The organism is Catenulispora sp. GP43 (assembly GCF_041260665.1).
Classification (GTDB): Bacteria; Actinomycetota; Actinomycetes; order Streptomycetales; family Catenulisporaceae; genus Catenulispora.
Window position 1 is genome coordinate 43,525 of the sequence record NZ_JBGCCT010000018.1, and the last position, 13,817, is coordinate 57,341.

General features: G+C 70.7%; 13 protein-coding genes. 9 read left to right on the forward strand and 4 right to left on the reverse strand.

Translation table 11 applies throughout. The annotated features are described in order from the left end of the window. Positions 1 to 66: 66 nt before the first annotated feature. Entirely contained in the window at positions 67 to 1,410 is a 1,344-nt protein-coding gene (locus ABH926_RS31305) for a DUF2254 domain-containing protein (RefSeq protein ID WP_370369491.1), read from the reverse strand. Between the two features lie 189 nt (positions 1,411 to 1,599). Here ABH926_RS31305 and ABH926_RS31310 point away from each other — a divergent pair, with 189 nt between their 5' ends. From ABH926_RS31310 to ABH926_RS31325, 4 genes are all read left to right on the forward strand, one after another. Further along, positions 1,600 to 3,948 carry an FdhF/YdeP family oxidoreductase gene (locus ABH926_RS31310; protein ID WP_370369692.1) on the forward strand — a complete coding sequence of 783 codons (2,349 nt, stop codon included), beginning with the start codon at positions 1,600 to 1,602 and terminating at the stop codon, positions 3,946 to 3,948. A 34-nt stretch (positions 3,949 to 3,982) separates the two neighbouring features. Continuing rightward, positions 3,983 to 4,207 carry a hypothetical protein gene (locus tag ABH926_RS31315; RefSeq protein ID WP_370369492.1) on the forward strand — a complete coding sequence of 75 codons (225 nt, stop codon included), beginning with the start codon at positions 3,983 to 3,985 and terminating at the stop codon, positions 4,205 to 4,207. A gap of 111 nt (positions 4,208 to 4,318) precedes the next feature. Beyond that, positions 4,319 to 5,494 (forward strand): hypothetical protein, encoded by a 1,176-nt coding sequence (locus ABH926_RS31320; protein ID WP_370369493.1) that lies wholly within the window; start codon positions 4,319 to 4,321, stop codon positions 5,492 to 5,494. Between the two features lie 65 nt (positions 5,495 to 5,559). Continuing rightward, positions 5,560 to 8,586 carry a cell wall-binding repeat-containing protein gene (locus tag ABH926_RS31325; RefSeq protein WP_370369494.1) on the forward strand — a complete coding sequence of 1,009 codons (3,027 nt, stop codon included), beginning with the start codon at positions 5,560 to 5,562 and terminating at the stop codon, positions 8,584 to 8,586. Positions 8,587 to 8,631: 45 nt separating this feature from the next. Here ABH926_RS31325 and ABH926_RS31330 read toward each other — a convergent pair whose 3' ends face one another. Next, positions 8,632 to 9,327 carry a type 1 glutamine amidotransferase domain-containing protein gene (locus ABH926_RS31330; protein ID WP_370369495.1) on the reverse strand — a complete coding sequence of 232 codons (696 nt, stop codon included), beginning with the start codon at positions 9,325 to 9,327 and terminating at the stop codon, positions 8,632 to 8,634. A 116-nt stretch (positions 9,328 to 9,443) separates the two neighbouring features. After that, positions 9,444 to 10,475: a glycosyl hydrolase family 18 protein gene (locus tag ABH926_RS31335; protein ID WP_370369496.1), complete on the reverse strand. Its 1,032-nt coding sequence runs from the start codon at positions 10,473 to 10,475 to the stop codon at positions 9,444 to 9,446. 319 nt (positions 10,476 to 10,794) lie between these two features. Here ABH926_RS31335 and ABH926_RS31340 point away from each other — a divergent pair, with 319 nt between their 5' ends. The 4 genes from ABH926_RS31340 (at position 10,795) to ABH926_RS31355 (ending at position 12,561) form a co-directional block, all read left to right on the forward strand. Next, complete coding sequence (locus ABH926_RS31340; protein WP_370369497.1) at positions 10,795 to 10,950, forward strand: hypothetical protein; 156 nt, start codon at positions 10,795 to 10,797, stop codon at positions 10,948 to 10,950. A gap of 104 nt (positions 10,951 to 11,054) precedes the next feature. Beyond that, entirely contained in the window at positions 11,055 to 11,300 is a 246-nt protein-coding gene (locus ABH926_RS31345; protein WP_370369498.1) for a Smr/MutS family protein, read from the forward strand. 68 nt (positions 11,301 to 11,368) lie between these two features. Beyond that, positions 11,369 to 12,055, forward strand: coding sequence for a class I SAM-dependent methyltransferase (locus ABH926_RS31350; protein ID WP_370369499.1), 687 nt, complete (start codon positions 11,369 to 11,371; stop codon positions 12,053 to 12,055). Between the two features lie 5 nt (positions 12,056 to 12,060). Further along, positions 12,061 to 12,561 carry an N-acetyltransferase family protein gene (locus ABH926_RS31355; RefSeq protein WP_370369500.1) on the forward strand — a complete coding sequence of 167 codons (501 nt, stop codon included), beginning with the start codon at positions 12,061 to 12,063 and terminating at the stop codon, positions 12,559 to 12,561. A 21-nt stretch (positions 12,562 to 12,582) separates the two neighbouring features. Here ABH926_RS31355 and ABH926_RS31360 read toward each other — a convergent pair whose 3' ends face one another. Then, a complete protein-coding gene (locus ABH926_RS31360; protein WP_370369501.1) occupies positions 12,583 to 13,104 on the reverse strand; it encodes a hypothetical protein in 522 nt (173 codons plus the stop codon). 120 nt (positions 13,105 to 13,224) lie between these two features. Here ABH926_RS31360 and ABH926_RS31365 point away from each other — a divergent pair, with 120 nt between their 5' ends. Next, the gene (locus ABH926_RS31365) at positions 13,225 to 13,785 is read left to right on the forward strand and encodes a TetR/AcrR family transcriptional regulator (RefSeq protein WP_370369693.1); all 561 of its coding nucleotides are present in this window, start codon (positions 13,225 to 13,227) and stop codon (positions 13,783 to 13,785) included. Positions 13,786 to 13,817 lie beyond the last annotated feature (32 nt).

The following is a 13,817-nucleotide window of genomic DNA, read 5'->3' on the forward strand; positions in this document are numbered from 1 at the left end:
CCGGCATAACCGGTTGCGGGAGACGGGGGGGCGGCTGCGGGAGACGGGGGGCGGCGGACCTCGTCCCTAGTCCCCCGTCTCCCCCAACAACCGCTCATGCAGCGCCACCACCGCGTTGTACGCGCTCATCACGTCGGCCAGGTCCCGCGTCTCCGGAATCGTCTGCTCCGCCGAGATCCTGATCATGTCCGCCTGCTCCCGCAGCACCGCGTACTGCTCCACCCGCGGCGCCTGCGCCATGATCTCCTTCAGCGCCTGCAGCTCCCGGATCATCACCGAGGGCATCCCGCGGCTGGTCTGGCGCACCTTCTCGAAGCCGCGCCGGACCAGCCGGTCGTAGGAGGCCTGGGTCCGGATCAGCCGCACATGCCCGGCCCGGTCCCGGTGCACCACCTGCGGGTTCCAGTGCAGCGCGACCTGGCGCAGGCTGTCGCCGAGCCAGTCGATGCAGGTCAGCGCGGTGAACGGGTCGTTCACTGCCGGGGACAGCGCCCGGACGGCGATCTCCACCAGCTGGTCGATGCCGAACGAGATGTCCTGTGTCAGGGAGCGGTACGGCCCGCTCAGGTGCGCGCGCCGCAGTGACTCCTTGACGTGCGGCGCCGCTTCCGGCGGGGTCACGGTGGCCAGGAGCCGGCCGGCGACGATGAAGTGCCCGGGGCGGTAGAGCAGGTGGATCACCGCGTCGGCGTCGGTGGCGATGCGGACCAGCTTGGAGTGCGAGACGTACTGCAGGTATCCGCTCTCCGAGGCGGTCACGACGCCGTGTTCGGCGTCCATCGCGGCCAGGATCTCCAGCGGCGAGGGCCCCACCCGCGGGCCGCCGGCCGGCGGGTTGGCCTCGTCCTCGATCGCCTTGACCACGTCCCCGGCGATGGAGGCGATGACGTAGGGCAGCTGGATCTGCACCGCGATGTGGTGGATGAAGTAGATCAGGATGAAGACGTCCAGCAGCGACAGGAACAGCACCGCGCTGATCGAGGCGTGCGGGACGAAGTCGCCGTGCTTGCCGGGGCCGATGGAGATCAGCACCAGGATCGCGAAGGTGAAGGTGCCGACGAAGGTGCCCAGCGTCCACTGCGTCCCGCGGTCGCGCATGAAGTTGCGCAGCATCCGCGGCCCGAGCTGGTTCGCGGCCAGCGTCAGGGCCACCAGGATCACCGAGAACACCACGCCGATGACGGTGATGATGGCGGCGGCCAGCGCGGCCAGGATCTGCCGGGAGGCGTCCGCGGTGCCGCTGATCACCCAGGACGGCAGCTTCACCGAGCCGTTGTAGGCCGCCCGGTCCAGCAGGTTGCAGCCCCAGAACAGCAGGAACGCCGCGCCGACCTCCAGCGTGGGCACCCACCACAGGCTGGTGCGCAGCGCCTCCCGGCGCCAGCCGGGCCGCAGCTCGACGTGCGTCAACGCGGCTCCTGTCCCGAAGTGAGCGGTCCCGAAGTGAGCGCAAGTACAGCAATTCTCGTCTGGTGGATCTCCCCGGGTACGGATCTGACGCCCTGAATGGGCCATCCGGGTAGCGCCGGCGCCGTCGGCGGGCGGAAAGTCGGCACCGTGAACTCCTCGCGGGACGCCGCCAAACAGCCCGAGCCTCCGCTGGAACCCTCGGTCGGAGCCGTCCCGCACGCACCGGCCGGCTCGCACCCCTACCGCCATCCGGCCGCCGGCTGGGGCGCCGCCAAGAGCGTCACCCGCGTCCTGCTGGAGCAGGGCGAGCTGCGCGAGGGCACGCGGGCGATCCTGAAGATGAACCACGAGAACGGCGGCTTCGACTGCCCGGGATGCGCCTGGCCGGACTCCCTCAAGGGCATCCACCTGGACATCTGCGAGAACGGGATCAAGCATGTCACCTGGGAGATGACGCGCAAGCGCGTCGGCCGGGAGTTCTTCGCCGCGCACACCGTCTCCGAGCTCGAAGAATGGTCGGACTTCAAGCTGGAGGACCAGGGCCGGCTCACCGAGCCGCTGGTCTACGACGCCGAGACCGACCATTACGTGCCGATCGCCTGGAAGGACGCTTTCGAGCTGATCGGCAGCACCCTGCGCGGGCTCGACAGCCCGAACCAGGCCGCCTACTACACCTCGGGCCGGCTGGGCAACGAGGCCACGTTCCTGTACCAGCTGATGGCCCGCGAGCTGGGCACGAACAACCTGCCGGACTGCTCCAACATGTGCCACGAGGCCAGCGGCCGGGCCCTGACCGCGGCGCTGGGCACCGCCAAGGGCACCTGTGACCTGAAGGACTGGGAGAGCACCGACGCCCTGTTCATCCTGGGCGTCAACGCCGCCTCCAACGCCCCGCGCATGCTGACCGCGCTGGCCGAGGCCTACCGGCGCGGCGCGCAGATCGTGCACATCAACCCGCTCGTCGAGGCCGCCGCCACCCGCACGATCGTGCCGCACGAGTTCGCGCAGATGGCGATGGACAAGGCCACGAAGACCAGCACCCTGAACATCCAGCCGCGCATCGGCGGCGACATGGCCCTGATCCGCGGCATGGCCAAGGCGGTGCTGGAGTGGGCCCAGGGCGACCCCAAGGCACTGGACGAGGAGTTCATCGACCGGCACACCCAGGGCTACGAGGAGTACCGCGCCCTCGTCGAGGCCACGAGCTGGGACGAGATCGAGCGGCAGTCGGCGGTCGGCCGCCAGGACATCGTCAAGGCCGCGCAGGTCTACCGCGACGCCGACCGCAGCGTCGTCTGCTGGTGCCTGGGGATCACCCAGCACGAGCACGGCGTCGACACCATCCGGGAGATCGTCAACCTCCTGCTGCTGCGCGGCAACATCGGCCGCGAGGGCGCCGGCCCGTCCCCCGTGCGCGGGCACAGCAACGTGCAGGGCAACCGCACCTGCGGCATCGATCACCGGCCCGGCGCGGAGTTCCTGGACCGGCTGGCCCAGGTGTGCCGGATCGATCCGCCGCGCGAGTTCGGCCTGGACACGGTCCGCACCGTGCAGGCCATGCACAGGGGCGAGGTGAAGGTGTTCTGCGGCATGGGCGGCAACTTCGCCCTGGCCGCCCCGGACACCCGCTACACCTACGAGGCGCTGCGGAACTGCGAGCTGACCTTCCACGTCAGCACCAAGCTGAACCGCAGCCACCTGGTGCACGGCAAGAAGGCGCTGATCCTGCCGTGCCTGGGCCGCACCGAGAAGGACCACCAGCGCGGCGGCGTGCAGCAGATGTCGGTCGAGGACTCCATGAGCATGGTGCACCTGAGCCTCGGAATGAAGAAGCCGGCCTCGCCGTACCTGCTGTCGGAGCCGGCGATCATCGCCGGGATCGCCAAGGCGGCGCTGCCGCGGACCAAGACGCCGTGGGACTGGTACGTCCAGGACTACGACCGCATCCGCGACACCATGGCCAAGGTGCTGGAGGGCTTCGAGGACTTCAATCGGCGCGTCCGGCTCCCCCTGGGCTTCCGCATCAAGCAGCCGGCCCGCGAGCTGGTGTTCCTGACCCCCTCGGGCAAGGCCGAGTTCTCCACCGCGCCGCTGCCGAACACCGTCCCGGCGCCCGGCACGCTCCTGCTGGGCACGATGCGCTCGCACGACCAGTGGAACACCACCATCTACAGCGACGACGACCGCTACCGCGGCATCAAGAACCTGCGGACCCTGGTGTTGATGAACAAGAAGGACATGCGCGAGCGTGGCATCGCACAGTTCGACCCGGTGGACATCGTGGCGACCTCCAAGGACGGCTCGCAGCGTGCGCTGAACGGTTTCTCGGCCGTCGAGTACGCCCTCCCGCGCGGCTGCGCCGCTGGCTACATGCCGGAGATGAACGTGCTGGTCGGCATCAAGGACTACAGCCGGCAGAGCGACCAGCCGCTGATGAAGAACCTGAAGGTGACGATCAAGCGGTCGAAGGCCGGCGCCGGGCCGCAGTCGAAAACTGTGACGGCCCGTGCGCCGCGGGCGAGCGTCACGGCACAATAGGCGGGATGTTCGACCACGGGGGGGGAACTGAGGCATGCACGCGTTCCTGCAGGCGCTGCCCGCGCTGCTCGGCGTCCTGTTCGGCGCGGGCGCGACCTACCTGACCTGGATCGCGGCCATCGAGGCCAGCAGCCAGGCCAGGCGTGGTTTCTACGCCGCGGTCCGGCACGATCTGGGGATCCCGACGACCGGGTCCACCGAGGTGTTCGAGTGGCAGATGACCAAGTACCTCCTGGAGAAGAGCGCGGCAGCCGACTGAGCGGCGCACCCGCAGCCAACCCGGGGCCGACCCGCGGCCGACCCCGCGGCCGACCACACGAATGGATTAGGCGACAGGTCCGCGCCCGCCCGCCGGGGCCACAGTGGCGGGGTGGACATCTCCGAACTGACGCCCGAAACCCTGGCCACGCTGCGCACCCCGCGTCCCTATCCGGCGGTCACGATGGTCATGCCGGTGGACCCCAAGGCGCCCTTCAGCGAGAAGGACCGCATCCTGCTGCGCGGCCTGTGCACCGAGGCGCAGCGCCAGCTGGCCGAGGACCAGGACGTCGAGCGCGACGTGCGGCTGGCGCTGCGCGACGGCAAGCTCTCCCCGGACACCGTCGCCGAGCTGGTCGACCCGGGGGTCCCGGCCGGCGAGCTGGTCGTCTACCTCAGCGCCACCGAACCGGCGCAGGTCTGGCAGGTGCCCACAGACGCCGAGGTCCAGCCCCGGGTGGAGTTCGCCGACCGGTACCTGACCCGCTACCTGGCCGCCGCCGAGCAGCGCTCGTGGCCGTACCTGGTACTGGTGCTGGACCAGGAGATGTGCCGGCTCTACCGGGGCTCGGCCTCGCGGCTGCGCGAGGTGAAGGAGCACGGCTTCCCCGAACCGCCGGCCATCCCGTCGCCGGAGGACGCGGTCCCGGGGCCGATCCCGCGCGCGCAGCCGTACGAGGCGCACGAGGAATACGTCAAGCAGTACCTGCGCACCGTCGACAAGAACCTGGGCCGCGCGCTGAAGGCCCACAACGGCCTGCCGCTGTTCGTCATCGGCGGCGACAAGATCCTCGCGGCCTACCTGGACCTCACCAACTACCGCGACCTGGTCGCCGACACCCTGCCGCTGACCGGCATGGACAAGGACTCCCCCACCGACCTGGCCAAGCGCGTGGCCCCGGCGGTCGAGGCGTACCGCGCCGAGCAGGTCGCCGAGGCGGTGCGGGAGCTGGAGGACTCGCGCTCCCAGAACCGCTATGCCGGCGGCCCGGCCGAGGTGTGGACGGCGATCGCCGACAAGCGGGTGCAGCGGCTGATCGTCGAGGAGGGCCTGCTGATCGCCGGCACGACCGACGCCGACGGCCGCCAGCTGACGACCGTGCCCTACCCGGAGCCGGTGACGCTGCCGCAGCCGAAGGAGGACCTCGAGCGGCCGGAGCCGGGCCTGGTCACCGACATCGTGGAGCAGTTGGTGGAGAACGCCGTCGAGAGCGGGGCGCTGGTGTTGTTCGTGCCGGACGGGACGCTGGCGGACTCGGCGGGAGTGGCGGCGGTACTGCGGTATTGAGGATGACTGAAGCATTATGCTGAGCGCGCCCGACGGTCGGGCGAACCGAGGGGGGTCCTCAGTCCATGCGCGCACGCCGCGTCACCTTCGCCGCGCTCACCACGTTCGGCGCCGCCGTCGGGCTGGTGCCGGCTGCCGCCCACGCGGACTCGACAACGAACACGATCTACGTCGACAGCTCCAACCCGAACTGCGTCGGCAACGCCACCGGCTCGGGCACGCAAGCCGATCCGTACTGCGGCTTGAGCACGCTGTACTCGGTCCAGCCCGGGACCACGGTGCTGGTGGCGCCCGGCCACGGCTACACCTGGGGCCTGCAGCTCAACGCCGCCCCGGACCCGAACTCGGCGCCGATCGTGATCACCGGGGTCGGCGGGCACGTGAAGATCCGCGCCGGCTTCCAGTTCCAGAACGTCGACAACGTGACCGTTCAGGGCTTCGACTTCACGGACGGCGGTGTCTCCGGGTTCGTCGGGTCGCACAACATCTCGGTGCTCCACAACACCTTCACCGCGGACACGCCGACTCCCGGCGCGGCCGTCAGCGGCGCCACGACCGTGGCCGGGAACACCGTCGCCGGCCCCTATGCCAACGGCATCCTGGTCAACGGCGGCCAGACCAACAGCTCGGGCGAGTACACCAAGCCGAACGTCGTGGAAGGCAACGACGTCTCCGGAGTGGCCGCCGGCGGCAAGGCCATCGGCATCTTCGGCCCCAACGTCGAGGTCTCCGACAACCGGGTCCACGGCAACGACACGACCGGCATCTCCAGCAACGCCTACCTGGGCGGCTACGGCGCCGAGCGGATCGTGAACAACATGGTCTGGGCGAACGGCGGACCGGGCATCTCGATCGCCACCGGGATCACGGACTACGTCACGTCGAACACCGTCGTAGGCAACAACGGGGCCCAGATCAGCGTCAGCGACCAGCCCTCGGGCCACGGTCCGGTCTTCGTCCGGAACAACATCGTCGCGTCGCACGACAACACCATGGCCTCCTACTCCGGCACAGTGGCGGCCGCGCCGTCGGCCGGGATCCAGACCGACGCGGCGAGCTGGTCGAGCACGACGATCGAGAGCAACATCGTCGACGTCCCCGGCGGGACCGCCTACACCAACGGCAACGCCTCCTACCAGACCGCCGCGGCACTACAGCAGGCTGGCAAGGGCGCCCACGACATCACCGCCACCCCGGGGCTGAACCCCGACGGCACGCTGAAGGCCGGCTCGCCGGCCATCGACTCGGCGGACTCCGGCGCCGACGGCGAGCAGGCCCAGGACATCGACGGCGGCGCGCGCACCGACGACCCCGCGACCACGAACACCGGGCTCGGCGTCCGCTCCTACGACGACCGCGGCGCCAAGGAGTCCGGCTCGACGCCCGGGACCAGGCCGGACCCGGCCTCCGCGCCGCCGGTCCTGCCGCACACCGACTGCGGCGTCGCGGCCGTGCCGTCCGACCCGGCCGCGGGGAACCCGAACGGGCCGGTGCTGACCTCCACCGACCTGCCGCCCATCGCCGCCGGCAACGGACACAACCTCTTCCAGGGCACCCCCGGCGTGATCCACGCGCACAGCACCGGAGGGACCGGCGGCGTCGTCTGCTTTGAATTCATCGTCGACAGCCAGTCGTTCGGCGGCCTGGGCACCACGGTGGTCCCCGCGGACGCCAACGGCAACGCGGACCTGATCGTCGCGGGCACCAGTTGGGGCAGTCAGTACGTGTCGGTCATCGCCATCGACAAGGCCGGGCATCAGTCGAGCCAGGGCATGTACCAGTTCTACTCGGTGGGCGGTAACGCAGGCACCTACGTCCAGCTCTCCACCGTCGGGGTAACCGGCCAGACGCTGGGGGTCGACGTCACCGGTCACGCCACCACCCTCCCCGCGGGTGCCTCGTACCAGTTCGAGTTCGGAGACGGTTCGGCGACGGCGACCCAGACCGCCGCCACCGCCCGGCACGTCTACACCGCGCCGGGCACCTATGCCGTCGAGGTCAGACTGGTCGACGGCACCGGGGCGATCATCACCGAGGACGCGAAGTACGTCTCCGTCCCGCAGGCCGCCGTCGTGACCCCACCCCCGCCGGGCGGTGGGAACCCGCCGCCGTCCGGTGGCGGGACCCCGCCGCCTCCGCCGGACCCGGGCGCCGGCGGTCCGGCCGTCGGGCGCATCTTCGGCGGGGACCGGTACGGCACCGGCGTGAACGTCTCCCTGAGCCAGTGGCCCGCCGGCAAGGCCGACGCGGTGGTCCTGGCCAAGGGCGGGAACTTCCCGGACGCCCTGTCCGGGGTCCCGCTGGCCGCGCACCACCACGGGCCGCTGCTGCTGACCGACGGGACGTCCCTGGACCCGCAGGTCTCCGCCGAGATCCAGCGCGTCCTGGGCCCCGACCACTCCAAGACCGTCTACATCATGGGCGGGACCAGCGCGGTCAGCCCCGGTGTCCAGCAGGCGGTGCAGCGACTGGGCTACAAGATCACCCGCTACGGCGGCACCGACCGCTACGCCACCGCGCTCCAGGTCGCCGAAAGCTTCGGTCCGACCAGGCACGTGATCGTCGCGACCGGCGCCGACTTCGCCGACGCGCTGTCGGCCGGTCCGCTCGGCGCGGTCGAGGACGCCCCGATCGTGCTGTCCGACAACAAGGTCATGGACGCGGACACCGCGGCCTTCGTGAGCGGGCACTCCGCGATCGAGGCAGTCGGGGGCCAGGCCGTGGACGCCGTGGAGCAGGACGCCAAGATCCCGAGCCGGAGCATCACGCCCCTGTCCGGGTTGAACAGGTATGAGACCTCCAACAATGTCGCGGGTTTCCTGGCCTCCATCGCCAAGCCCGCCCCGACGGGTGCGGCCATGGCCAGCGGCGTGAACTTCCCCGACGCGCTCACCGGCGGCGCGTACGCCGCCAATGCCGGCGAGCCGCTGCTGCTGACCGACCCGCAGACGCTGCCCGCCGTGATCGCCGCCCGGCTGTCCGCGCTGGCGCCGCAGCTGCGGAGCATCACCTTGTTCGGCGGCCCGAACGCGGTCTCGACCGCGGTCGAGAACCAGGTGGTGGAGACGGTCCACGGGCACCGTGTGAGCTGAGGAGCGCGGCCCGGCCCGGCTGCTCCGCGACGGGCAGCCGGGCACCTACCTCCCCAAAGCCTCCAGCATGTCCGCGGCGATCTGCGCCGAAGACTGCGGATTCTGCCCGGTGTGCAGATTCCGGTCGGTCTCGGTGTGCGCCTGGAACGCCGGCCCCTCGACGAAGTCGGCGCCGAGCGCGACGAGCGTGTCCTCCAGCAGGTAGCGCATGTTGTCGGCGAGGCCGCCCTGGCGCTCCTCGGAGTCGGTGAAGGCGGTGAGGCGGTAGCCGGCGACGGTCGGGGTGCCGTCGTCGCGGCGGGCGGCCAGGAACGCGGCCGGACCGTGGCAGACGGCGCCGACCGGCTTGCCGGCCGCCAGGGCCTCGGTGAGCAGCCGGCCGGCGACCTCGTCGGTGGCCAGGTCCTCCAGCGGGGCGTGGCCGCCGGGGACGAAGACCGCCTCGTAGCCGCCGCCCTCGACGTCGTCCAGGACCAGCGGCGTGCGCAGGTCGGGGATGTGGTCGAGTTCGGCGGCGTCGTGGGCGTTCAGGCTGCGCGGGTCCGCCTGCGGCACCATGCCCACCGGCGTGGCGAACTTGACGTCGAACCCGGCCTCGGTGAACGCCTTGTAGGGGACGAGCAGTTCCTCGGCCCAGAAGCCGGTGGTGTGCAAGGTGGCGTCCTTCATCGTCAGCTGGTGCGCGGCGCTGACGATGAACAGGACCCGGGGACGGCCGGCGGCGGCAGCTTGTTCGGACATGGATCCAGGCTCGCAGGCGGGGCGCCGTGGGCAACTCCACGGCGCCGTCCGCGTGAGCGCGCTCGCCGGCGTCCGGCAGTGTCGGTGCCTGCCCGGATCCGGCTGCCGGTGTCCGCCTACCGCTTCGTGAACGCCTCGAAGGTGTTGCTGAACTGCCACGTGTTCTGCGCGATCCCCGAGCAGCTGTCGCTGCCGGCCGTCCCCACGCAGCCGCCGTTGTCCCGCTCCAGGGCCCAGAACGACAGCTCCGCCAGCCCCTTGTCCGCCGCCCAGCGTTCGATGGCGACGGCGTCGGCGGTGGTGGTGACCTCCGGCGGGCCGAAGTCGTCGATGCCGATCATCTCGGTGACGCCGAGGTGGTGGTAGAGCTCTGCGTCGGACTCGTGCGGATAGACGCCGCGCAGCTGCCGCACTACCGCGGCGGCGGCCGTGGCGGTGTCGGCGGCCATCTCGTGCGGCTGGTCGTCGTAGTAGTCGAAGGTCATGATGTTGACGATGTCGATCCGCGCGTGGTTCGCGACCGCGTTCTGGAGCACGCCGACACCGGTCGGCACGTTCAGCCCGGTCATGTTGGTGCCGACCGTGTAGACGAACTGCACCCGCCGCCCGGTCCGCGCGGCCCAGTCCTCGACGATCTTGATCGCCTTGTTCCGCCGGTCCACCCCGGCCGCGTTGGTCTCGGAGTAGTCCTCGACGTCGAAGTCCAGGCGCGTGACGCCGTAGGTGGTGACGACCGACTCGTAGTCCTGCGCGATCTTGTTCACGTCGGTGCAGCTGTCGGCGATCTCCTCCTGCCCGTGGTCGGCGTTGTAGCCGCCGAAGGAGGGCACGACGTCTCCCCCGGCCGCCCGGATCCGCGCGATGTCGGCCCCGTAGTGCGACCAGGCGATCGGCGCGGCGGCGTCCCCGTTCCAGTCGATGTCGCACGAGCCCGGTGCCGGGGTCTGGATGAACGCCAGGGTCAGATACTTGTTGCCGGAGGCGGCGGCCAGCGCGGCCGGGCTGTCGGCGGTGTAGCCCTCGAAGTAGGGCGCGAAGATGTGCTTGGGCAGCTGCCGGCAGTCGGCCGACGCCGTGGCGCCGGTCAGCGACGCGGCGGTGGCCAGCGCGACCACGGCGGTCGCGAGGGTGGTTCGGATGCGCTTCACGGGCCCTCCGCTTTTTCGTCAGTAAGGATTACTAACTGATGCGGGACAGTAGGGCGCGCGAGGCCCCCAGGTCAAGGCCCTGGTTCAAGTCCGGCTTCAGGGTCAGGCTCGACCTGAGGGTGAGGGTGTGAAATCAGTATCGTCGGACGCCGCCGGCGGGTTGGCTCGGCAGGTTCAGCGAGGCCGACCGGGACAAGGAGATCCACGCCGCCATCGGCGCCGGCCGCAAAGCCCTGATCCGGCTGGCGGCGATGCGCGAGCGGCGGCCGGTTCCGATGGAGCTGCTGACCTCGATCGTCCAGCCCGACGAGCTGCCCCGATGGAGAACCAGACGACCGGACGTGGCGAAGCCTGCTTCCGCCACACGCTGGGCGGCAAGACGGTGACCGTGCAGGGAACCGTGGGCGGGGCCATGATCTTCGTTCCGGACGGCGACTGCACCGACCCTGCACCCACTTCTCCCACAGGTACTTGAACGACTCCGCCGAAGTCCGTCTGGTCCGTCACTGTCCTCGACGACTAGCGGTCGCGAGATGATGGGGTCGCCCGGCGAGCACCGACCACCAGGAAGGCCACCGCATGGAGACCCTCGACCTGCATGGCGTCTTCCGAGACGACCGCGCCATCTACCGCACAGTCCAGCAGGCCCTGTTCCGCTGCTCCGCGACCGGCGTCGACGTCCTGCAGATCATCCCCGGGCGCGGCTCGGGCACCCTGAAGCACCGGGTCATGGCCTTCCTGGAACAGCGGCAACTGCGACGCCTCTACGCGCGGGTCGAGGAAGACCCGGACAACGCCGGTCGGATTCTGGTGCACTTCCGGTGACGGCGGCTGTTACAGGTTGTTACACGACAACTCGAACCGCTCCCCCGCCGCACGGCGTCTGACCAGTTGTGACGGACTACTGGAACCACAACGTCGCGCACCACGCCCGCATCGTGCGCGCGATGCCGCCGAACTGCCGCTCGGCGCTGGACGTCGGCTGCGGCGACGGCCTGCTCGCGCGCAAGCTGACCGCGCGCGCGAAGTGGGTCGTGGCCCTGGACGCCTCGCCGACGATGGCCGAGCAGGCCCGCCTGCGCACCGCCGGCCTGGACGTCGAGGTGGTCGAGGCCGACTTCCTGGCCGCGGTCCGCGACGGTGTGCTCCCCCCGCACTCGTTCAGCTTCGTCACCTCCGTCGCCGCCCTGCACCACATGGACCCGGAGGAGGCGCTGCGGGCCATGGCCTCCCTGCTGGAGCCCGGAGGCCGGCTGGTGGTGGCCGGGCTGGCGATGAGCCGCTCGGCCGTGGACTGGCTGATCGCCGCCGCACAGGTCCCGCTGGTGAACACCATCCGGCTCGCCCACGGCGGCAAGTCGGGCCCGGACGGCATGCCGATGAGCTTCGACGCCATTCCGTCCTGGTCCCAGTCCAAGCACACCGCGCTGCAGGCACTGCCCGGCGCGCGCTGGCACAGGACACTGCAACTGCGCTACCTGATCGAGTGGACGGCGCCCGGCCGGGCCCCCATCGAACTGCGGCAGGGCTACACCGCCGCGACCCGGCACCTCACAGTGGATCACCCGCCGCTAGGATGACGCGCATGCTGGCCCTGACACTCACCGGCTTCACCTTCACCCCCGGCGAGCTGGCCGAGATCGTCGCCGTCTACCGGACCAACCCGGTCTACTTCCGGGCGGCCGGCGACTACGACCCCGACCACATCCTCGCCTCCGAGGTCGAAGCCGACCTGCGCGACGAGGTCGGCACGGCCGGCAGCGAGGTCCTGATCGCCCGCGACGAGTCCGGCGAGGCGGTCGGCGTCCTGTGCCTGCTGGACCGCCACCCGACCGACGGCCACCCCTGGATCGGCCTGCTGCTGGTCCACGGCGCGCGCCACCGCCAGGGCCTCGGCCGCCGCCTGGCCGCCCTGGTCGAGGAGCGCTACCGCGCGGCGGGCCGCGAGGGGCTGCGGCTGGCGGTGCTGGAGAACAACCCGTCGGCGCTGGCGTTCTGGAGCGCGCTCGGCTGGCAGGAGATCGACCGGCGCGCCGATATCGCGCATGCGCGGCCGAGCATCGTCATGCACAAGGCGCTCGGCTAGCTGAGTCGGCCCGCCCCGTCGTCAGGCGGCGGGGATAGTCGCGGTCTGCGTCAGCCTCCCCTCGGTGATCTGACCGTTGCTGACCAGGTAGAAGCCGTCGTAGACCTTTGTCGAACCATCTATCTGGAGCGCTTCGAGGTGGACGTCTACCGTGCCGCCTTGCACACCGGTGATGGTCAGGGAGTCATGTGCCGTTCCCGCGAAGCCCGCCGCGAACGCGCTGTAGCTGGAGCCCAAGTTGTCGCCACCCAGCTTCCAGGCTGTGGCGTAGTCCTGCGCATTGATCGCCGCGTAGAACGCCGAGACGACCGAGGCCGGGTCCTGGGCCGCGGGCGTGACGCCCGGTGCCGCGGAGGTCGTGGTGGTCGCCGTCGAGGGTGTCACGATCTTGGTGATCGTCGTCGTCGGTGCGGCGGACTGCGTCGACGTCGGCGACGGCGAGGCCGGCGCACTCGGCTGACTGGCGGTGCCGGTCGTCGACGAGGCACACCCCGCGGCAGCGAATCCCACCGCCGCGATCAGTGCGATGACCCGGGCTCGCATAGCCTCACCCCGCTTGTCCCACCTCCCATCCTCCGCCCGCCCGCGCCGCTTCGCACATCCTGGTGGTTACTTGTTAGTGAGTAGTAACATGCCTGCATGGCACCCTCATCACCGCCGAAGATGACCGCCGACGAGCGCCGCGCCCAGATCCTGGCGATCGCCGCGCAGGAGTTCGCACTCGGGGGCCTGCACGGCACCTCGACCGAGACGATCGCGCGGCGGGCCGGGATCACGCAGGCGTATGTCTTCCGGCTGTTCGGGTCGAAGAAGAACCTTTTCATCCAGGTCGTGCGATCAGCGTTCGAACAGCTCACCGGGGCCATGCGCGACGCCGCCGGACAGAGCACGGGCCTGGCTGCGCTCTCGGCGATGGGCCAGACCTATGACGCGCTGCTCGCCGACCGCACCGCGCTGCTGCTGCAGTTGCAGGGGTTCGCGGCGGCCAGCGAGCCGGAGGTGCGCGACGCGGTGCGCGAGAGCTTCGCCGGGATGTGGGAGCTGGTCGCGGGGACGACCGGGCTGGATCCGGTGACGGTCAAGACGTTCCTGGCGTTCGGGATGCTGCTGAACAACGGGGCCGCGTTGGAGGTGCGCGAGGTGGACGAGCCGTGGGCGCACGGGGTGCGCACCCGGATCCAGCCGGGGTTGTTCACGCACGTCACCGGCGAGACCAACCGATGACCGCCGCCGGCGCGACGGGATCGGAGCCGCCG